At 68.9% G+C, this 19,563-nt stretch carries 16 protein-coding genes, 2 pseudogenes and 1 riboswitch; of the genes and pseudogenes, 6 read left to right on the plus strand and 12 right to left on the minus strand.

The window, feature by feature from the left end:
- Positions 1-47: 47 nt before the first annotated feature.
- A pseudogene (locus VFG40_RS04325) lies at positions 48-92 on the plus strand (hypothetical protein); the annotation flags it as partial.
- Between the two features lie 26 nt (positions 93-118).
- Here the strand turns inward: VFG40_RS04325 and VFG40_RS04330 are convergent.
- Together VFG40_RS04330 and VFG40_RS04335 are read right to left on the minus strand one after the other, a co-directional pair.
- Positions 119-1,402, minus strand: a pseudogene (locus VFG40_RS04330) (peptide chain release factor 3); the annotation flags it as partial.
- Positions 1,403-1,492: 90 nt separating this feature from the next.
- A complete protein-coding gene (locus tag VFG40_RS04335; protein ID WP_324895278.1) occupies positions 1,493-1,927 on the minus strand; it encodes a hypothetical protein in 435 nt (144 codons plus the stop codon).
- 507 nt (positions 1,928-2,434) lie between these two features.
- Between VFG40_RS04335 and VFG40_RS04340 the strand changes: the two genes are divergently transcribed.
- Together VFG40_RS04340 and VFG40_RS04345 are read left to right on the plus strand one after the other, a co-directional pair.
- The gene (locus VFG40_RS04340) at positions 2,435-3,157 is read left to right on the plus strand and encodes a DUF6445 family protein (protein WP_324895280.1); all 723 of its coding nucleotides are present in this window, start codon (positions 2,435-2,437) and stop codon (positions 3,155-3,157) included.
- Between the two features lie 142 nt (positions 3,158-3,299).
- On the plus strand, positions 3,300-3,641 hold the full coding sequence (locus tag VFG40_RS04345) for a hypothetical protein (RefSeq protein ID WP_324895282.1): 342 nt from the start codon (positions 3,300-3,302) through the stop codon (positions 3,639-3,641).
- A 125-nt stretch (positions 3,642-3,766) separates the two neighbouring features.
- Here VFG40_RS04345 and VFG40_RS04350 read toward each other — a convergent pair whose 3' ends face one another.
- From VFG40_RS04350 to VFG40_RS04380, 7 genes are all read right to left on the minus strand, one after another.
- The gene (locus VFG40_RS04350) at positions 3,767-5,164 is read right to left on the minus strand and encodes a M20/M25/M40 family metallo-hydrolase (RefSeq protein ID WP_324895284.1); all 1,398 of its coding nucleotides are present in this window, start codon (positions 5,162-5,164) and stop codon (positions 3,767-3,769) included.
- A gap of 159 nt (positions 5,165-5,323) precedes the next feature.
- Positions 5,324-7,465: an elongation factor G gene (gene fusA / locus VFG40_RS04355; protein ID WP_324895286.1), complete on the minus strand. Its 2,142-nt coding sequence runs from the start codon at positions 7,463-7,465 to the stop codon at positions 5,324-5,326.
- A 345-nt stretch (positions 7,466-7,810) separates the two neighbouring features.
- The gene (locus VFG40_RS04360) at positions 7,811-8,473 is read right to left on the minus strand and encodes a M24 family metallopeptidase (protein ID WP_324895288.1); all 663 of its coding nucleotides are present in this window, start codon (positions 8,471-8,473) and stop codon (positions 7,811-7,813) included.
- Between the two features lie 16 nt (positions 8,474-8,489).
- Positions 8,490-9,671, minus strand: a complete 1,182-nt coding sequence (locus VFG40_RS04365; RefSeq protein ID WP_324895290.1) for a fatty acid desaturase family protein — start codon at positions 9,669-9,671, stop codon at positions 8,490-8,492.
- Between the two features lie 59 nt (positions 9,672-9,730).
- Positions 9,731-10,111 carry a DUF1304 domain-containing protein gene (locus tag VFG40_RS04370; RefSeq protein WP_345785965.1) on the minus strand — a complete coding sequence of 127 codons (381 nt, stop codon included), beginning with the start codon at positions 10,109-10,111 and terminating at the stop codon, positions 9,731-9,733.
- Positions 10,112-10,173: 62 nt separating this feature from the next.
- Positions 10,174-10,959 (minus strand): COG4705 family protein, encoded by a 786-nt coding sequence (locus VFG40_RS04375; protein ID WP_324895292.1) that lies wholly within the window; start codon positions 10,957-10,959, stop codon positions 10,174-10,176.
- Positions 10,956-11,693 (minus strand): 2OG-Fe dioxygenase family protein, encoded by a 738-nt coding sequence (locus VFG40_RS04380; RefSeq protein WP_324895294.1) that lies wholly within the window; start codon positions 11,691-11,693, stop codon positions 10,956-10,958. The genes VFG40_RS04375 and VFG40_RS04380 overlap by 4 nt, the downstream gene beginning before the upstream one ends.
- Before the next feature lie 284 nt (positions 11,694-11,977).
- A riboswitch (SAM riboswitch) is annotated at positions 11,978-12,095 on the plus strand.
- A gap of 79 nt (positions 12,096-12,174) precedes the next feature.
- Between VFG40_RS04380 and metX the strand changes: the two genes are divergently transcribed.
- The 3 genes from metX to VFG40_RS04395 are packed head-to-tail and all read left to right on the plus strand — an operon-like array spanning position 12,175 to position 15,525.
- Positions 12,175-13,206, plus strand: coding sequence for a homoserine O-succinyltransferase MetX (gene metX, locus VFG40_RS04385; protein ID WP_324895295.1), 1,032 nt, complete (start codon positions 12,175-12,177; stop codon positions 13,204-13,206).
- 37 nt (positions 13,207-13,243) lie between these two features.
- A complete protein-coding gene (gene metB / locus VFG40_RS04390) occupies positions 13,244-14,431 on the plus strand; it encodes a cystathionine gamma-synthase (RefSeq protein ID WP_324895296.1) in 1,188 nt (395 codons plus the stop codon).
- On the plus strand, positions 14,428-15,525 hold the full coding sequence (locus VFG40_RS04395; RefSeq protein WP_324895298.1) for a homoserine dehydrogenase family protein: 1,098 nt from the start codon (positions 14,428-14,430) through the stop codon (positions 15,523-15,525). Before metB ends, VFG40_RS04395 begins: the two co-directional genes overlap by 4 nt.
- A gap of 33 nt (positions 15,526-15,558) precedes the next feature.
- Here VFG40_RS04395 and VFG40_RS04400 read toward each other — a convergent pair whose 3' ends face one another.
- The 3 genes from VFG40_RS04400 to VFG40_RS04410 all read right to left on the minus strand — a co-directional run bounded on the left by VFG40_RS04400 (position 15,559) and on the right by VFG40_RS04410 (position 19,473).
- Positions 15,559-16,995 (minus strand): DHA2 family efflux MFS transporter permease subunit, encoded by a 1,437-nt coding sequence (locus tag VFG40_RS04400; protein ID WP_324895300.1) that lies wholly within the window; start codon positions 16,993-16,995, stop codon positions 15,559-15,561.
- 70 nt (positions 16,996-17,065) lie between these two features.
- Positions 17,066-17,635 (minus strand): YceI family protein, encoded by a 570-nt coding sequence (locus tag VFG40_RS04405; protein WP_324895305.1) that lies wholly within the window; start codon positions 17,633-17,635, stop codon positions 17,066-17,068.
- 170 nt (positions 17,636-17,805) lie between these two features.
- Positions 17,806-19,473 carry an APC family permease gene (locus tag VFG40_RS04410; RefSeq protein WP_324895301.1) on the minus strand — a complete coding sequence of 556 codons (1,668 nt, stop codon included), beginning with the start codon at positions 19,471-19,473 and terminating at the stop codon, positions 17,806-17,808.
- Positions 19,474-19,563 lie beyond the last annotated feature (90 nt).

Consider the following 19,563-nt stretch of genomic DNA (forward strand, 5'->3'; position numbering starts at 1 on the left):
ACGTCACCGGTACCAACCCGGATGCGCCATGGGTACCGGCCCTGCTGATGTTCGGTCTGGGTGCGGGCATCGGCGAGGAGATCATTTGCCGCGGCGTGCTGTTCCGCATCATCGAGGAGGGGCTTGGCACCTGGGTGGCGCCCTCCTCGCTCAATTGCGCCAGGCCCTTCTGCAGCGCCTTCATCTTCAGCGGGTCGCGCAGCCGCGCGCGGCGGAACAGCTCGGGCGCGAAGTTCGGGATGCCGGTGAAGGTGACCAGCTCGCCCTCGGTGAAGGTGTCGCCGATGGTGATGGTGCCGTGGTTGTGCAGGCCGATCACGTCACCCGGGTACGCCGTCTCGACGATCTCGCGGTCGGAGGCCATGAAGGTCAGCGCGTTGGCGATGCGCACTTCCTTGTGGGTGCGCGTCTGGATCATCTTCATGCCGGCCGAGTAGGTGCCCGAGCACACGCGCATGAACGCGACGCGGTCGCGGTGCGCCGGGTCCATGTTGGCCTGGATCTTGAACACGAAGCCGGACAGCTTCTCCTCCTCCGGCTGGATCTCGCGCGTGGTGGTGGCGCGCGGGCGCGGGCTGGGCGCGTGCTCGACGAAGAAGTCCAGCAGCAGCTGCACGCCGAAATTGTTCACCGCCGAGCCGAAGAACACCGGCGTCTGCCGGCCGGCCAGGTACTCGTCGATATCGAAGGAGGGCGCGGCGCCCTGCACCAGCTCCAGTTCCTCGCGCAGCTCGCGCATCGCCTCCGCACCGATCTTCTCTTCCAGCCCCGGTGCATCCAGGCCCTTGAAGATGGTCGAGTCCTGCCGCGTGAAGTTCTTGCCCGCCTCGAAGATGTGCACCTCGTCCAGCGCCAGGTGGTACACGCCCTTCAGCCGCTTGCCCATGCCGATCGGCCAGGTCACCGGCGCGCAGGCGATGCCGAGCACCGACTCCACCTCGTCCATCAGCTCGATCGGCGAGCGGCCCTCGCGGTCGAGCTTGTTGATGAAGGTCATGATCGGGGTGTCGCGCAGGCGGCACACCTCCATCAGCTTGATCGTGCGCTCCTCCACGCCCTTGGCGCAGTCGATCACCATCAGCGCCGAGTCCACCGCGGTGAGCACGCGATAGGTGTCCTCGGAAAAATCCGCGTGGCCCGGCGTGTCGAGCAGGTTCACGATGGTGCCGTCGTACGGGAACTGCATCACCGACGAGGTCACCGAGATGCCGCGCTCCTTCTCCAGCGCCATCCAGTCCGAGGTGGCGTGTCGCGCGGCCTTGCGCCCCTTCACCGAGCCGGCCATCTGGATCGCGCCGCCGAACAGCAGCAGCTTCTCGGTCAGCGTGGTCTTGCCCGCATCAGGATGGCTGACGATGGCAAAGGTGCGGCGGCGATGGGTTTCGTCGAGATGCGTGGACATGGATGCTGGGCCGAAATTTCAACCGCTGATGGTAACGCGAAGGCTCAGCGCTTTCCCGTCCGGTCCGTGCCGCGGGCTGCGATTAGCGGCTTAATCCGTCGTCGCCTTCGGTGCGGTCTGGGGCAAGCCGAACCATACGTTGACTGCGGGGAGGCTCAGCACCCACGCGGCCCATCCCGCCACAATCGCCACGCCGCCGAAGCGGATCGCGAACAGGATCAAGGGCTGTCCAGCCGACAGGATCAGTGCCCAGGCCAGGTTGACGACCAGCAACGCGACGAAGGCCGTGCGCGCGCTCCGCCGTCCCAGCAGCATGCCGCCGGCCGTGGCCAGGTACAGCACGTTCAGCAGCAGACCCGCGGCGGTCGTGAACCGCGGCGACAGCCCCGAGGAGATGAACGAGGGCACCTCGGGGTGGCGCAGCCGGGACCATCCGATCGCGACTGCCCAAAGGCAGGACACGGACAGGTAAAGGCACAGCACGGTGAGTGCCAGGGGCCGCTTGGTGGTGGACGTTGGGGTCATTCCTGATCTTCCTTCCTTGGGTGCGGGTGGGCCGGCGACAGGGCCTTGCGTGCTGCGGGCCTCGCCATGGTTCAACCAGCCGGGCAGGCGCGGCCCGGGCTTTTGGGGCGGGCATCGTGATCCATGAAGCGCGGTCTGGACGTGTCCAGAGCCTGGGTCGGGCCCCGCGCGAACCGGCCGGCCCAGCGCCGTAAGCGCGCGTATTGCCCGAAAGGCAGACTAGCGCCGCCCTTCGCCATGAAGATGACGGGGAACTCCACAAGTCGTGTCGGGACACGGCCCGTCGCAAGCGTGTCCGCCACCTGGGCAGTGTGATCCTGCCCGCGTCAGGCTGGCCGACAAGGCGACGGTGCGGCGGCGGGTTTGGGCAAGATGCGTGGAGATGGGCGGTCAGGCTGGGCGAGATCAAGCGTCTCCTGACGCGCTCGTCCACCGGACCGGGCGCATGCGATACCGGTGCGTGCAGGTATCACCTATCGTTGACGCACCTTGCCGGCGACGATTCGCGTGACCCTGCTGCCGATCTTCCAGCCCGAACCGTGCATCACCCGGGTCGACCTCCCGGACGGGCGGTTCTGCGTGGTGGTGGATGACGCGCTGTGCGACCCGCATGCGCTCGTCGCGATGGCATCCGCTGCGCGCGCGCAGTTCCGGCCGGTCGACTTCAATGCCTACCCCGGTATTCATCTGCCGGCGTCGCACGAACTCGAGGCAGCATTCGCCGCATTCTTCGAGCGGCACATCCGCCCGCGGTTCCCTGCGCGGCAGCTGCTGCGCATGCATGCGCGGCTGGCCATGGTGACCACGCCGCCGCGGCAGCTGCGTCCGTGCCAGTGGCTGTGCCATGCCGATGATTTCGACGTCGCACCCGGTCGCAGCATCCAGGCGGCGGTGCTCTACCTGTTCGAGGACAAGCAGCTGGGCGGCACCAGCTTCTACGAGCCGAAGGGAACGGCGCAGGCCACGCGGCAGCTGTTCGCGGATGCGCTGGCCATGCCGCCGGCCGTGTTTGCACGACGGTACGGCTGGCGCCCGGGCTACATGGCCGGTGACAACGCCTTCTTCCGTCGGATCGGGCAGGTGGACGCGCGCTGGAACCGGCTGGTGTTCTATGACGGAGCCATGCTCCACTCCGGCGACATAGACGCGCCGGACCGCCTCACCGACGACCCGGAGACCGGCCGGCTCACGCTCAACGGCTTCTTCACCTGCCGGCGCGACGGCCCCTGACCTCGGCGTCGCGCGAGACACCGCCGGTTGGCTCGAGCAGCGTGGCCGGGCGATTTGACCGCCGCTTGACGCCTTGCGGATCGGCCAGGGGCAGAATCGGCCAGACACACGTGGGTAAATCCGGCTTCGGGAGGAAACGGATATGCGTATCAGGAACCGGTTCGCGTTGGTGCTGGCTTCTATGTTGGGTGCCAGCGGGGCATGCATGGCCCAGGCGGTGCATCAGGACGTCATTCCCACGCGGGTCTCCCGGCCCCCGAAGGCGACGCAGCTCAAGCGGTGCGAGAACTTCGGCGCGCTGGTGAAGATGGCGGCGGAGGCGCGCGACGATCACGTACCGCAGCGTCGTTTCATCTCCCGCTTTGGCCCCAAGACACTCGGACCGGGGCTGCTGGGCGTGATAGAGACCATCTATGCCAGTTCCGAGAACCCCGGCGCGCTGCAGACGCAGATGCAGCGCGCGTGTGAGGCGCACGTTTCATGAGACGTCGACTGTCCGAATGCACGGGCGGGGTCTGCTGAATCTGCCGCACTGGATGGTGGAGTTGCCATCACCCGCTTGTCTGACGACGACGATCGTGGGCGCAGCGCAGCCCCGCCGGCAACTCGTTATCTCGCCAGCTGCGTCAGCACCCGATGCCAGAACGCCAGGCCGGCCTCGACCTCGGAGGCCGGCAGCTTCTCGTTGAGGCCGTGGGCAAAGGTGTCGTCAGGCTTGGTGAAGGCGGCATCGACGCCGTAGCTGGGTACGCCGGCGTTGCGGAAGTACATGCTGTCGGAGGCGCCAGCGGACATGCCGGGGGCGATCTCCACGTCGGGAAAACGTGCGTGTACGGCATCGGTGACGGCGGCGATCACGTCCTCGCGCAGCGGCGAGGCGGGGCTTTCCACCGGCGGGGGCGGCAGCACGGACACGGTCGCGCTGCGGTCGTCGATCACCTTGACCAGGGTGTCGCGTACCGCCGCAACCGGCGTGCCGGGGAAGATGCGGCAATTGACGTTGACGCTGGCACTCTGCGGCAGCGCGTTGAGCGCGTGGCCGCCGTCGAGCATGGTCGCCACGCAGGTGGTGCGGATCTGCCCCACGTAGGCCGGATCGGCGGAGATGGTGGCGGCCGCGGCGGCGTCATCCGGATGGTCGGCAAAGCGCGTCATCGCCTTGCCCAGCGCGCCGGGCGTGTGGGCGCCGGTGGCGCGCAGCGAGGCGCGGGTGATGTCGTTGATCATCGGCGGAAAGGCGTAGCCCGCCACGCGGTCGATCACCTTGGCCAGGCGGTAGATGGCGTTGTCGGCGGTCGGCTCGCTGGAGTGGCCGCCGGGCGAGGTGAGGGTGATGCGGAAATCCGCATAGGTCTTTTCGGCGGCCTGGATCTGGTACACCACCGGCTTGCCGCTGGCCGGGTCCAGGGTGCCGCCGCCGGCGTCGGCGTTCAAGAGAAACTCGGCGTCGTGGAAGCGCCTGGCCAGCTCGCGCGTGCTGGCCATGGTGGTTTCCTCGTCGCCGGACAGCAGCAGGATCAGGTCGTGCTTCGGCTTGAATCCTTCGCGCTTGAGGCGGATCAGTGTCTGCACCAGCACCACCGCGGCAGTCTTCATGTCGGCCGTGCCGCGGCCGTAGAGATAGCCGTCTTCTTCCACCAGCGAGAACGGGTCGCGCGTCCAGTCGGCCCGCTTCGCGGCCACCACGTCCATGTGGCCGGACAGCAGGATCGGCTTGCCCTCTCCCGTGCCGCGATAGCGCGCAGCCAGTGCGGCGGTTTCGCCCACCGGGATGATCTCTATATCGCTAGCCGGGATGCCGCCAGCCTTCAGTTGATCGGCAAAGTAGGCCGCCAGCACCGGCACCTGGTGCCGCCCTGCGACGGTCGGGACACCGATCGCGTGGCGCAGCATCGTCATGGTCTGCGGCAGGTCCTGCGCGGAAGGCGAAGCGGCCGCCGTGAGTCCCGGGGTAATGCAGCAGGCAGCGGCGATCAGTGCGTGCCGCAGGGCATGGGCAGTATTCATCACGGTTCCCCCGGGTGGCTGACAGGAGGCCTGAGTATGCGTGGCGGGGCGTTGAAGCGCATCGGTAGCCACCGTGGCGGCATAAAAAAAGCCCGGGGATCACTCCCCGGGCTTTCTTAGACGCCGACTGCGAGGCCGGCGTGCTGCGGAGGCGAAGGCTTACTTCGCTTCCTTCTCCATCAGCTTGTCGACCATGCTGGCCGGCACTTCCTCGTAATGATCGAAGATCATCGTGAAGTTGCCGCGGCCGCTGGTGGCCGAGCGCAGGAAGTTGATGTAGCCGAACATTTCCGACAGCGGCACGAAGCCCTGCACGAACGCCGACGTACCCTTCTGGCCCTGGTCGGAGATGCTGCCGCGACGGCGGTTGATGTCGCCGATCACGTCACCCAGGTACTCCGACTCGGTGACCACTTCGAGATTCATGATCGGCTCGAGCAGCTTCGGCTTGGACATGCGCTGGGCTTCGCGGAAGCAGGCGCGCGCGGCAATTTCGAACGCCAGTGCCGACGAGTCGACGTCGTGGTACTTGCCGTCGATCAGGCGTGCCTTGAAGTCCAGCACTTCGTAACCGGCGACCTGGCCCTGGCGGGACTCCACCTCGATCGCATGCTGCACGGCCGGGATGTACTCGCGCGGCACGCGGCCACCGACGATCTCGTCGGCGAACACCACGCCCGAACCCGGCTCACCCGGCTCGAACACCATCTTCACTTCGGCGAACTGGCCCGAACCGCCGGACTGCTTCTTGTGAGTGTAGGTGTGCTCGACGGTGCCGCCGAAGGCCTCGCGGAAGCTGACCTTGGGCTTGCCCATGTTCGCGTCCACGCCCAGCTCGGTGCGCATGCGGTCGATGGTGATTTCCAGGTGCAGCTCGCCCATGCCCTTGAGCACGGTCTGGCCGGTTTCCTTGTCCACTTCCATCCGCAGCGACGGGTCCGCCTTGACCATCTTGTAGAGCGCAGTGGACATCTTGTCGACGTCGTTGCGGCTCTTCGGCTCGACCGACACGCTGATCACCGGGTCGGGGAAGCGCATGCGCTCGAGCAGGGCCGGATGGGCCGGATCGCTCAGCGAGTCACCGGTCTCGGTTTCCTTCATCGAGACGAAGGCGCAGATGTCGCCGGCGCGAACCTCGTCGATTTCCTTGGTGGCGTTGGCCTGCACTTCCACGATGCGGCCCACGCGCTCCTTCTTGCCGCGGGTCACGTTCTGCAGCGTATCGCCCTTCTTGATCACGCCGGAGTAGATGCGGCAGAAGGTGAGGGTGCCGAACTGGTCGTTGATCACCTTGAACGCCAGCGCGCGCGCCGGTGCGTCGTCGGTCACTTCCTGCTCGCCGATGACGTTACCGTCCTCGTCCACCATCGAGATGCCGCCGTTCTCGCCCGGGTACGGCATGTAGTCGATGACGCCGTCCAGCAGCTGCTGCACGCCCTTGTTGCGGTAGGACGAGCCGCAGAACACGGGCACCAGCTTGCCGGCCACGCAACCCTTGCGGATGCATGCCTTGAGCTTGTCCAGCGAGGGGATCTCGCCCGAGGTGAGGTAGGCGTCCATGGCGTCGTCGTCCATCTCGACCGCGCCTTCGATCGCTTCCTCGCGCAGCTTTGCCAGGTTGGCCACCCACTCCTTGTCGCCGGAGGAGGACAGCGCCTTCACCTTCGGGTGGTCGGCGATCTGGTCCAGCGGGATGGTCTCCCACGGGCTGTCCTTGTCGTCGGCCTGCCAGATGTAGCCCACGCCGGCGATCAGGTCGGCCATGCCCATGAACTCGTCATGGCTGCCGAGCGGGATCTGGCACAGCAGCGCGTTGGCGCCCAGGCGGTTGCGGATGCCGGTCACGCAGTGCTTAAAGTTCGCACCGATGCGGTCCATCTTGTTGATGTAGCACATGCGCGGCACGTTGTACTGGTCGGCCAGGCGCCAGTTGGTCTCGGTCTGCGGCTCCACGCCGGCCACGCCGTCGAACACCACCACGGCGCCGTCCAGCACGCGCAGCGAACGGTTCACCTCGATGGTGAAGTCCACGTGCCCGGGGGTGTCGATCACGTTGATCTGGTGGCCCTTCCACTCGGTCGACACGGCGGCCGACTGGATGGTAATGCCGCGCTTGCGCTCCTGCTCCAGATAATCGGTGGTGGTCGAGCCCTTGCCGTCCTTGGTGTCATGGACGTCGATGATCTGGTGCTTCTTGCCGGTGTAATACAGCACGCGCTCGGTCGTCGTGGTCTTGCCCGCGTCGATGTGCGCAATGATGCCGATGTTGCGGAAGAGATTGAGGGGTTTCTGTCTGGCCACTGTCGGAGTTCCGTAGGGTGCGTTTTAGGAGAAGCAGGAGCAGGACAGCGCTCTGCTGCCCCAGGAAATGTCTTGCGCTTGCGTTGGCGGTGCGTGCACCGCTCCCGTCTGGACAGGGCGCAGGTGCGTCAAACCGGCGATTATAGCCGGAAAAGGCGACAAATCAGAGCCCTGCGTTCAGCCGGTGGCGACGCGCCGGCCGGTGTGCCGCCTGCGGGCACGCCGCCAGGTCCCGGCGCGGCGCCAGCGGACCGGGGTCCGCCGCACTGATCGGGTGATGGTACATCCGCGCCCGTCCCCCGGCTTTACCCGCGAGCCGCTGCGGCGGCCGCCCGAGGCAGCCGGTCAGGCCGACAGCAGGTCTTCGTAGAACGCGCCGAACGGCTCGCTGGGGTGGGCGATCTGGATCTCCAGGATCCAGCGTCCGCCGCTGGGCTTCGCATCCAGCGAGTCGAGCGCGCCGCCCTTGTGCACCGAGTGCGGGTAGTCGCCGATCCGGTGGCCCTTGGTGGCATGGTTGAAGCGCCAGCCCAGGGCTGCGGCGCGCTCGCCGGCGAACCCGTACAGAGCCTGGCCGCTCAGGCCGCGGCTGCGCCAGGCGTCGGCGACCTCACCGAACAGGCGGCGGGCTGCGTCGGCGCATTCCTGCCGCCGGGGCGCGTCGCCCACCACGAACGTGTCACCCACGTCGCCCTCGTGACGGTCGAACACCAGCCCCAGGTCGATGAAATAGCTGTCGTTCTCGCCCAGCCGTACGGTCGGGTCGGAGCGCTGGCGCCAGGTCTTGACCGTGTTGGCGCCGATGCGGATCAGCGTGGGGTGCCAGATGCGCTCCACCCCATGCTCGGCGAAGACCTGCGCCGCCATGGCCTTGGCCTGTTCCTCGTTGATTCCCGGCCGCATGCGGGCGCGGATGTCCGCCAGCACCTGCCAGCTGCGTTCCCGGGCGCGTTCGATCAGCGCGGGGTCGAATTTGCGTCCCACCGCCTCGCGGGGATCAGCGGACATGCGGCCTCCTCTCCAATCAGGGCGCGGTCAGCGGCTCGGCCGCCAGCGCCGCCGCCGTGACCGCCGGCGCTGTGGCTGGTGCGGCACCGAGCCGACGCAGCCAGCGATAGTGCGAGGCTACGCCCGCGAAAAACGTGTGGTGCGCATGGTAGGGCACGCCGAACTCGCGGCAGGTCGCCTCGACCACCCTGGCCACGGCCGGATAGTGCACGTGGCTGATGCGCACGAACAAATGATGCTCCACCTGGAAATTCAGCCCGCCGATCAGCCAGCTGAGCACGCGGTTGTCGCGGGCAAAATCCACCGTGGTCTGCAGCTGGTGGATCGCCCAGGGCGTCTCGACCCGGCCGCTGGCGCCATCGGGCTGCGGGAAATCCGCTTCCTCGACCACGTGCGCCAGCTGGAACACGATCGCCAGCAGGAAACCCGCGACCGCCGAGACCGCCGCGTAGAACAGCACCACGGTGCCTGCCGGGTGGAAAGCCAGCGGCAGCCCGAAGGCCAGTGTGAAGAAGACCAGCTTGCCCAGCACGAACAGCGCCAGGTCCCACCCGCGCGGCCGGTCGAACGGCCGCTCGCCGATGCGGCCGGTGATCATGTCGCGGAAGTCGCCGTACAGGTGCCAGCGGATCGCCGTCACCGTGTAGAGCACCCACAGGTAGATGTGCTGGAAGCGGTGCCAGGGCCGCCGCGGCTGCTCCGGCGACAGCCGCCCGAGGATGCCCAGGTCGATGTCGCTGTCGTGCTGGGCGATGTTCACGTACGTGTGGTGGTAGCGCGCGTGCTTCCACTGCCAGATGTAGGAGCTGCCGCCGACCAGGTCGAGCGTGAACGCCATGATCTTGTTCACCCAGCGATGCCGCGAATACGCCTGGTGACCACCGTCGTGCATGATGTTGAAGCCGATGCCGGCCATCGCCGTGCCCAGCAGCAGGGTCAGCGGCAGCACCTGCCACCAGGCCTGCGCGAAGAACACCAGTGCCACGTACGAGGCGGCGAACACCGCAAGGATGACCGCGGTCTTGGCATACATCGCGGCACTGTCGCGCTGGGCACAGTCGCGCTGCCTGAAGTCCGCCTCCACGCGGCGGCGCAGCTCACGCTGGAAGCTGTTGTCGCCGTTGAAGGCGAGGCGCTCGCCGGGGTGGGGTGCAGAACGAGGGGCATCGTCCCGGCAATGGGTGGACCCGTGGGACATGCCGCAGCCTTTCGATGGGAATAGCACCAGATGGTAGCCGGTTGCGTGCCGGCCGCGTGTCAGGGCGCCGCCGGCGGGGTGTCGCCGAGCAGCAGCAGCGCCAGTCCCAGCGCGGCCGGCGCAGCCTGGATCCACAGCACCTTGCGCGTGGCGGTGAGTCCGCCGTACAGCCCGGCCACCAGCACGCAGCCGAGGAAGAACAGCTTCACTTGCAGCCCTTCGCTGCCGCCCAGCCACAAGCCCCAGGCGAGCCCGGCGGCGAGGAAGCCGTTGTACAGACCCTGGTTGGCGGCCAGCACCTTTGACTGCTCGGCGAATTCCGGCGTGAGGCCGAACGCCTTGCGGCCCGACGGACGGTTCCACAGGAACATCTCCAGCACCAGAAACCAGCCGTGCATGAGGGCGATGATGGCAATGACGACGGAGGCGGCCAGGGTCACGGGCGTTCCTGCATGAGGTGAGAGCGCCCAGTCTCGCAACTTTCCGCCTCTGTCGCCCCGAGCTAGGCGGGCTCGGCTCGCCTGCTGCGCCAGCTGCTCCACGCCACCAGCGCCACCAGCGGCACGGCCAGCACCACCGAGGCCGCCGCGGTGCCCAGGTCCAGCCCGCCCGCAGCGACCGGTTTGGTCAGCAGGTCGCCAAACGTCGCGCCAAACGGCCGGGTCAGCACGAACGCGCACCAGAACAGCGCTACCCGGTCGAGGCGGGTAATGCGCCATGCCAGTGCCGTCAGCGCAATGCCGCCGCCGATCAGTGTCGCGCCGCCCAGGAATCCCAGCCCCGAGTCGTCTGCAAGGAAGTCGCCCAGCGCCGTGCCGAGCGTGTTGGACACCAAGATCGCCGCCCAGTAGAACGCTTCGCTCCGACGGCTGCGGATGCTGTCGACCGACAACGATCCGGTGCTGGCCCGCCAGCTCACCAGTACCGCCACGAGCGTCCCGGCGAGCAGGGCGGCGCCGCGGGCGTAGCCCAGTCGCAGCGTGCGATCCATGAAGTCCGACAGCGTGGTGCCGGCGGTGCTGGTGGTGAGGATGACCGACCAGTAAAGCGCCGGATGAAAGCGCCGCGCGCCCATCTGCAGCACCACGGTCACCGCGAACGCCGCAAGCAGGACCAGGGTGCTCGCGCCGTAGCCCAGGTGCATGGTCATCGACAGCTGGTCGCCGGCCGTCTCGCCCAAAGTGGTGGCGCAGATCTTCATGATCCAGAACGCCAGCGTCACTTGCGCCACCTTGCTGGCTGCAGCCCCGGTGTCGCCGGCGGGAGTGGGGCGGCGGTCGGTGGTCACGGACGGTCCGGAGTGGCCCGGAACGTCACCACCAGCACGTCGCGATGCGCCGGCAGGCTCGGGTCCAGCGGGGTCACCGGGGTGACGCCGTGGAATACGCGGGCATCGTCCACCAGGGCGGCATCGAGCGGTTCGACCAGGGTGAAGCTGCCCAGCTCGGTGCCGTCGGCGGTGTGGATGGTGGTGGTGCCGCTTTCGATGTTCTGGCGGTCCACCATCAGCACCAGCACGTAGTCGACGCCGTCACGGTGCACCCCCTCGGGCGTCGGCTCGCCCGCCTCGCTGACCTTCGCCTCAATGCGGAACTGGTGCACTTCGACGTGCCAGCCACCCGCGTGCCCGGCCAGTGCGCCGAACAGCGCCTGGCAGAAGGCCAGGATGCGGCGCAGGCTGGCGCCGTCGGCGACCGCCGGCTCGATCGGCTCGAACCAGCGCTGGATGTCACCCTGCAGTGGGTTGTAGGTGAGGCTCTGGAAGTGCGGCTGGTGCGGCGCGCGCACCAGCACCCCGTCGTCGCCCACGGCAAAGGTGGCGTGCCGGCGGCGGCGATGACGCCCCTGCGCGGCGAGGTAGCGGTCCGGCGCCAGCGCGTTCCAGCTGGCGACGAAGGCGGGCCAGTCGGCCAGCGCCGTCGGCGCCTCGAGCAGGCCGGCCATCACGCGGGCGGTCAGAAAGGCGAAGCCGTCGCGCTGCAGGCGGTTGTCCAGCGCGGAAAGATCGGGGAGGAGAGGCATGCGCGAAGCGTAGCAGTTGGCCTGCCGGGCGGCGGAGCGGCCGCACGGTGCGCCGGTGCCGCAAGAACCTGCCGGCCAGGCCTCAGCGACTGCCCGAGCTCCCCTGGCCGGCGGCGATCTTGGGCGGCCCGTGCCGACGCAGCGCGTGCAGCCTGGTGCCAACGGTCCGCGGCCGGCGTGAAGGTTTCAGGTGCATCGACCGATACATGACCATTTCGCATATGGGCGTATAGACGTCTAGACGTCTGTTGACACGGGTGCGATAGCGCCCCTAAAGTGCAACCCACTCATCGAGACCGGCTGAGGGACAGGCCCTTTGAAGCCGGGGCAACCTGCAGGAGCGTTTCCTGCGACGGTGCCAACTCCTGCGGAGCGCCCACGGGTGCGACCGGTAGATGGGGTGTCGCTTCGGGCGCTGTGCAGCGTCCGCCGTGGGCCACTCCCTCGACTCTCCGCAGGTGCGATGCCACAGGAGAGTCCGATGTCCGCCCAGCTTGCCCATCTCCCCATTGCTTCCGCCCAGCCGCAGCTGGCTGTTGCCACGCCGGCGCCGCGCAACGCGCTCACCGCGCAGCGCTGCAGCCGTCGCGTCAGCATCGAGCCCACCTACGGCGGCGGTCGCTGCGGGGTGGAGGTGAGCTACCTGTGGGCCGGCGCGCCGGATGCGCCCACCGTGGTGGTGCAGGGCGGCATCTCGGCCAGCCGCGACGTGATCGCCGCCGACGGCGCCGCCCAGCCGGGCTGGTGGCAGGCGCTGGTGGGCGAGGGCAAGGCGATCGACCTGGAGCAGTACCGCGTGCTGTCCATCGACTGGCTGAGCCCGACCGATCTGGGTGACGCTACAGCGATCTCCAGCGCCGACCAGGCCAATGCGATCAGCGCCCTGATCGACGCGCTGGGCATCGGCCGCATCGCGGCCTTCGTCGGTTCGTCCTACGGCGCCATGGTGGCGCTGGCGTTCGCCAAGGCGCATCCGTGGCAGCTGGATCGACTGGTGCTGCTGGCCGGCGCGCATCGCGCGCACCCCATCTCCACCGCCCTGCGCAGCGTGCAGCGCGGCATCGTGCGGCTGGGCCAGTCCAGCGGGCAGCTGGACGAGGCGCTGAGCCTGGCGCGCCAGCTGGCCATGACCACCTACCGCGGCAGCGAGGAATTCGCGCGCCGCTTCTCCGCCGCGCCGGAGCTGCGTGAAGACCGCTTCCACTTCCCGGTGGAGGACTACCTCGACCGGGCCGGCCGCCGCTTTGTCGAGCGCTTCGACGCTGAGCGCTTCCTGGCGCTGTCCGAGTCGATCGACCTGCACGACGTGGCGCCCGAGTCGGTTCCCACCCCGGCCACGCTGATCGGCTTCCCGTCGGACCGGCTGGTGCCGCTGGCCGACCTGTGCGAACTGCAGCGTCGCCTCGCCGGCCCGGCCACGTTGGAAGTGGTGGAGTCGCCTTACGGCCACGACGGCTTCCTCAAGGAAACCGACCGCCTCGCGCCCCTGCTGCGCCAGGCGCTGTGTTGCTGATCGTCTCGTCTTTCACGTTTATGGAATCGAATACGCCATGACCATCGCCGCCCCCAGCACCCGCGCCGTCCGCGCCGGCATCGAGTCGGACACCCAGCACGGCGCCGTCGTGCCGCCGCTGCACCTGTCGACCAACTACAGCTTCACGGGCCTGGGCGGCAAGCGCGCCTACGACTACTCGCGCAGCGGCAACCCCACCCGAGACCTGCTCGGCGAGGCGCTGGCCGACCTGGAGCAGGGCGCCGGCGCGGTGATCACCTCCAGCGGCATGTCCGCCGTGGCGCTGGCGCTGGAGCTGGTGCCCGCCGGCGCCACCGTGCTGGCCGCGCACGACTGCTACGGCGGCACCTGGCGCTTGCTCGACGCATGGGCGAAGAAGGGGCGCTTCACGGTCGCCTTCGCCGATCTCACCGATCCCGCCGCGCTCGCCGCCGGCCTGGCGAAGAAGCCGGCGCTGGTATGGGTGGAAACGCCGTCCAACCCGCTGCTGCGCATCACCGACATCCGCCACGTGGCCCATGCCGCGCACGCGGTCGGCGCGCTGGTGGTGGTGGACAACACCTTCCTCTCGCCGGCGCTGCAGCAGCCGCTGGCGCTGGGCGCGGATCTCGTCGTCCACTCCACCACCAAATACATCAACGGCCACAGCGACGTGGTCGGCGGCGCGGTGGTGGCGCGCACGAGCGAGCTGGCCGAGCAGATCAAGTGGTGGGGCAACTGCAACGGTCTCACCGGCGGCGCGTTCGACAGCTACCTCACCCTGCGCGGCCTGCGCACGCTGGGCGTGCGCCTGCGCCAGCACGAGGAGAACGCCTCCCGCGTGGCCGAGCACCTGGCCCGCCACGGCGCCGTGCGCAAGGTTTACTACCCCGGGCTCGCCGAGCATCCCGGCCACGCGCTGGCCGGCCGCCAGCAGCAGGGTTTCGGCGCCATGCTCAGCTTCGAGCTGCATGGCGAGGTGGAAGAGATCGCCGCCTTCGTCGACGGGCTGGAGTATTTCTCGCTGGCCGAATCGCTCGGCGGCGTGGAGAGCCTGATCGCCCACCCCGCCTCGATGACCCACGCCTCGATGGCGCCCGAGGCGCGCCGCACCGCCGGCATCGCCGACACCCTGCTGCGCCTGTCGGTGGGCATCGAGGACGGCGACGACCTGCTGCGCGATCTCGACGCTGCCCTGCGTCGCGCCGCCGGCGTGGGCGCCTCCAAACGCAAGGTGCGCGCATGAACGCGGTGGTGGCGGACAAGCTGAGCGGCGTGTCGCCCCCGCTCAAGGCGCCCGCCGAAGCCCCGGCCGCCGCCATCGTGCTGCTCGGCACCGGTGTGGTCGGTGGCGCCCTGCTCAAGCTGCTGTGCACGCCGGCCGCGGCGCGCATCCGGCTGGTCGGTGCAGCCAACTCGACGCGCCAGCAGACCGATCCCGCGCAGCTCGCCAGCCGCGGGCTGCGCGAGCAACTCAGGAGCCAGGGCGACGCGCGCGACAACGCGGCGCTGCTGGCCGCGCTGGATGCCAGCGGCGTGGCGACGAAGGTGATCGTCGATGCCACCGCCAATGCGTCGCTGGCCGCGCGCCACACCGAATGGCTGGAGCGCGGCTACCACGTGGTCACCGCCAACAAGGCATTGGCCGGTGGCGAACTCACCGGCTGGCGTGCGCTGCAGGCGGCCACCGCCGGCGCCGCGCGCTATGGCGATTCGGCCACCGTCGGCGCCGGCCTGCCGGTGCTGTCCACCCTGCGTCGCCTGCGCCAGTGCGGCGATGCCCTGCTCACGCTGGAGGGCGTGTTCTCCGGGTCGCTCTCGTACCTGTTCAACCAGTACGACGGCAGCGCGCCGTTCTCGGCGTTGCTGGGCGAGGCGCGCCGGCTTGGCTACACCGAGCCCGATCCCCGTTCCGACCTCTCGGGCGAGGACGTGGCGCGCAAGCTGCTGATCCTCGCCCGCCACGCCGGCTTCTCGCTCAACACCGACGAGGTGGAAGTGGAGAGCCTGGTGCCCGAGGCGCTCCGCCCGCTGTCCACCGAGGCCTTCCTCGATCGCCTCGAGGAACTCGACGCGCCGCTTGCCGCACGCGCCGCCGAGGCGCGCGAGCGCGGCCACGTGCTGCGCTACCTCGCCCGCCTCAACCAGCGGGGCCGCGCCCGTGTGGGCCTGGTCGAAGTGCCGGCCACGCATCCGGCCGCACGGCTTTACGGCACCGACAACCAGTTCGCGCTCACCACCACCCGCTACAACACCCAGCCGCTGGTGATCCAGGGGCCGGGCGCCGGTCCGGAGGTCACCGCACAGGCGCTGCTGGGCGACGTGCTGGCACTGAACTGAGTCCGTCCCCGCCCCGGGATCGGGGCGGCGGCGCTAGTGGCCGGCAGCGGCTGCCGCTTCGTCTGACGGTGCGTGCGGACGCAACAGCACGGCGCCGCACAGCGCGGCCGCAGCCGCGGCACAGGCGCCGGCCAGAAATGCCAGGTGATAGCCGCCGTTGAGCGCGGCCAGTGCCGAGCTGCCGGCCGCCTGCAACGAACCTGTCCTGGCGGCGGCCAGGCTGGCCAGCACCGCCAGACCGAGCGCGCCGCCCATCATGAAGGCGGTGTTGACCACGCCCGAGGCCAGCCCCGACTGATCCGGGGCGACGTCGCCCATGGCGGCCAGCAGCACCGGATTGAAGGCGATCCCCGCGCCCAGGCCCAGCAGCGTCATCGCCGGCAGCACGTCGACCACGAACCGCCCGTCCAGCGGCGCGCGCGCGAACAGCGCCAGCCCCAGCGCCGCGATCGTCAGCCCGGCAGCAAGCGGCAGGCGGATGCCGAAGCGCATCACCAGCCGCGCCGACAGCCCGACCGAGCAGGCCGCCATCACCAGATTCGCGGGCAGGAAGGCCAGCCCCACCCGGAACGGGTCGTAGCCGAGCACCTGCTGCATGTACAGCGCCGAGAGGAAGAACCAGGCAAACATCGCGGCGCACCACAGCACGCCGATCAGGCTGGCCACGCTGAGATTGCGATGGCGGAACAGCCCCAGCGGGATCAACGGGGTACGCACCCGCATCTCCACCACGATGAAGATCGCCGCCATTGCCAGCGCCGCCGCCAGCACGCCCAGCGTGCGCGGCGAGGTCCAGCCGGCCTCGTTGCCATTGACGGTGGCGTAGGTCGCCAGGGTCAGTGCCAGCGTCACGCTGATCGCACCGGCCACGTCGAGCCGGCCCGCGTACGTCTTGCGCGTGCCGGGCACCAGTCGCAGCGTGGCCAGTGCCACCGCCGCGCCGATCGGCAGGTTCACCAGGAAGATCCAGTGCCAGCTCAGGGCGCTGGTGAGCAGGCCGCCCAGCAGCACGCCGATGCTGCCGCCACCGGCGCTGACGAAGCCGTAGATGCCCATCGCCCGGGCGCGGTCGCCGGCCTCGGTGAACAGGTCCATGATCAGCGACAGCGCCACTGCCGAAACCACCGCACCGCCCAGCCCCTGCGCCGCCCGCGCCATCACCAGCACGCCGCGGGCGGTCGCCAGCCCGCAGGCCAGCGAGGCCAGCGTGAACGCGGCGAGGCCGATCAGGAACACGCGGCGGTGACCGAGCAGATCGCCCAGCCGCCCGGCCAGCAGCAGGAAGCCGCCGTAGGTGAGCATGTAGGCGTTGACTACCCACGCCAGCGCAGTCTCGGAGAAGCCGAGGTCGCCCTTGATCGAGGGCAGCGCCACATTCACGATCGTGGTGTCCAGCACGATCATCAGCACGCCCATGCACAGCACGTAGAAGGCCAGCCAGTCGCGGCGGGCGGGGGCGTGGGCGGTCATCGGTAATCTCCCTGCATCGTCGCCGCCCGGCGAGGGCGGGCAGTGGATCCGGCGCGGGGCGGCGCCGCGATCACCTGGCGGCCTCGATCGCCTCGACCTGGATCCGCAGCGTCACGTCCATGTTGAAGCCGTAATCCTTGCCGGCGGACATGCCGTACGCGTCGCGCTTGAACGTGGCCAGCGCGTCGGCGCCGCACACCTCGCGCTTGAACATCGGATGCGGCATGCACTTGAAGCTGCCGATGGTGAGCGTGAGCGGATGGCTGACCCCGTGCAGCGTCAGCGTGCCCTCCACCCGGGTCGGCGCGCCATCGCGAAAGCCGGCGAGCTGCCCCACGTAATGCGCTTGCGGCCACTTGCCGGCGTCGAACAGCTCGGGCCCCTGCGCCATCGCATTGAGCTTGTCCTGGCCAAAGTCCGCGCTCGCCATGTCCACCGTGACGTCGACGCTGCCGCTCTGCGCGGCGCGATCCAGGGTCACCGTGCCGCGGCTGGTGTTGAACTTGCCGCGCCATACCGACAAGCCGCCCATGTGGTCGGCCTCGAAACTCGGGTAGGTGTGGTCCGGGTCGATCGTGTAGGTCACCGGCGTCGCGCTGGCGGTGGCGCTGGCGGTGGCGCTGGCGAGCGCGGCGAGCATGCCGCAGGCGAGGGTGAGGGCGGCGCGGGGGCGGTCAGTGGCGTGCACGGCAGGTTCCTTGGTCAGTGGGTGGCAAGACGACGATCCACATCGCGGCGATTCGACAGCTGGAAACGAAAACGCACGGCCCAGCCGTGCGTTTTCGCTTCATCGGTTGTCGTCGCGCGACCTCAGCGGTGGCCGGTGACGCGCTCGGCTTCGTCCTCGTCCGGTGGAATCTGCAGGTCGTCCGGATGGGTGGCGGCCTCCATGCGCTCGGCCTCGATCGACGGCGTGCGCCAGCCCGATTTCACCCCCCACAGGAAGAACACCAGCCCGATCACCGCCACCAGCGCCAGATCCCAGCCGTAGTGGATGTAGTCCAGGCCGCCGAACTTCGCGCTGCCGACATAGGACACCGCGGCCAGCGTGATCAGGTAGGCCACCAGCCACCACGCGCCCTTGAGCGAGCGGCCGAAATCCTGCCAGCCGTGCTTGGCCTGGTAGTAGAAGTACACCGGCAGGGCCACCACCATCAGCAGGATGATCTCGCCGGTCAGCGGCCACTTGGCCCAGTACAGCAGCTCGGCCGACATGATGAACGCAATCGCCGCGATCACCGGCAGCCCGGCCAGGCGGAACGGGCGATGCAGCTCCGGCGCGGTTCGGCGCAGGGTCATCACGCTGACCGGGCCGGTGAGGTAGGAAATGATCGTCGCCACCGAGATCACCGCGGCCAGCGAATCCCAGCCGCGGAAGAAGAACAGGAACAGGAACGACACCACCAGGTTCAGCCACATCGCCGGGCGCGGCACGCCCGACTTCGGATCCACCGTGCCGAAGATGCGCGGCAGCGTGCCGTTGCGTTCCATGCCGTAGATCATGCGGGCGGTGGTGGCGGTGTAGGTCATGCCGGTGCCGCTGGGGCTCACGAACGCGTCGGCGTACAGCAGGATCGCCAGCCAGTTGAGGTTGACCAGCACCGCCAGCTCGGCGAACGGCGAGCTGAAGTTGATGCCGTGCCAGCCGGCCTTGGCCAGCATTTCCTGCGGCACCGAGCCGAGGTAGGCCACCTGCAGCAGCACGTAGACGATGGTGGCCAGCACGATCGCGCCGATGATCGCGAACGGAATGCTGCGCCCGGGGTTGCGCGCCTCGCCGGCCAGGTTCACCGGACTCTGGAAGCCGTTGAAGCTGAACACGATGCCGGCCGTGGCCACCGCGGTAAGGATCGCCGCGAAGTCGTTGGTGTGGCCGCCACCGTTGATGCCGACGGAGAAATTCTCGGTGTGGAAGCCGCTGGCGATCAGCGCAATGCCGGTAGCGGCGGGGATGATCAGCTTGATCAGGGTGATCAGCGAGTTGGAGCTGGCAAACAGCTTGACGCTCCAGTAGTTCAGCATGAAGTAGACGATCACCAGCACCGCCGCGATGCCGATACCCAGCTGGCTGAGCTCGCCATGCTGGCCCGGCACCACGTGGTAGAGATCCTGCGCCCACTGCCATTTCCAGCCGGCCATGTACTGCACCGAGGCCTCCGCCTCCACCGGGATCACCGAGACGATCGCGATCCAGTTGGCCCAGCCGGCCACGAAGCCGACCAGCGAGCCGTGCGAGTAGTGGCCGTAACGCACCATGCCGCCGGACTCGGGGAACATCGCGCCGAGCTCGGCATAGGTCAGCGCGATCGACATGATGATCACCGCGCCCAGCACCCACGCCCAGATCGCGCCGGGGCCGGCCAGCTTGGCTGCGTTCCAGGCACCGAACAGCCAGCCCGAGCCGATGATCGAGCCGAGCCCGGTGAACATCAGGGCCATCGGCCCCACGTCGCGGCGGATGGAACTCTGGTTTGCCATCGATCAACCCCTGTGCGGCGAGGATCGCCGCTATCGAAAACCACGATAGTGGCAAAGTGGGCCGGGGCTGTCACGCCGCGCCGGCACCCC

The sequence above is a fragment of the Dyella sp. genome (assembly GCF_035685805.1).
Lineage (GTDB): Bacteria > Pseudomonadota > Gammaproteobacteria > Xanthomonadales > Rhodanobacteraceae > Dyella_A.

Coding starts and splice junctions, on each gene's coding strand:
- VFG40_RS04395 (WP_324895298.1), top strand. CDS start 14,428: ATGAACGCGGTGGTGGCGGACAAGCTGAGCGGCGTGTCGCCCCCGCTC.
- VFG40_RS04380 (WP_324895294.1), bottom strand. CDS start 11,693: ATGCCTCTCCTCCCCGATCTTTCCGCGCTGGACAACCGCCTGCAGCGC.
- VFG40_RS04360 (WP_324895288.1), bottom strand. CDS start 8,473: ATGTCCGCTGATCCCCGCGAGGCGGTGGGACGCAAATTCGACCCCGCG.
- metX (WP_324895295.1), top strand. CDS start 12,175: ATGTCCGCCCAGCTTGCCCATCTCCCCATTGCTTCCGCCCAGCCGCAG.
- metB (WP_324895296.1), top strand. CDS start 13,244: ATGACCATCGCCGCCCCCAGCACCCGCGCCGTCCGCGCCGGCATCGAG.
- VFG40_RS04405 (WP_324895305.1), bottom strand. CDS start 17,635: ATGCTCGCCGCGCTCGCCAGCGCCACCGCCAGCGCCACCGCCAGCGCG.
- VFG40_RS04350 (WP_324895284.1), bottom strand. CDS start 5,164: ATGAATACTGCCCATGCCCTGCGGCACGCACTGATCGCCGCTGCCTGC.
- VFG40_RS04365 (WP_324895290.1), bottom strand. CDS start 9,671: ATGTCCCACGGGTCCACCCATTGCCGGGACGATGCCCCTCGTTCTGCA.
- VFG40_RS04345 (WP_324895282.1), top strand. CDS start 3,300: ATGCGTATCAGGAACCGGTTCGCGTTGGTGCTGGCTTCTATGTTGGGT.
- VFG40_RS04335 (WP_324895278.1), bottom strand. CDS start 1,927: ATGACCCCAACGTCCACCACCAAGCGGCCCCTGGCACTCACCGTGCTG.
- VFG40_RS04400 (WP_324895300.1), bottom strand. CDS start 16,995: ATGACCGCCCACGCCCCCGCCCGCCGCGACTGGCTGGCCTTCTACGTG.
- VFG40_RS04410 (WP_324895301.1), bottom strand. CDS start 19,473: ATGGCAAACCAGAGTTCCATCCGCCGCGACGTGGGGCCGATGGCCCTG.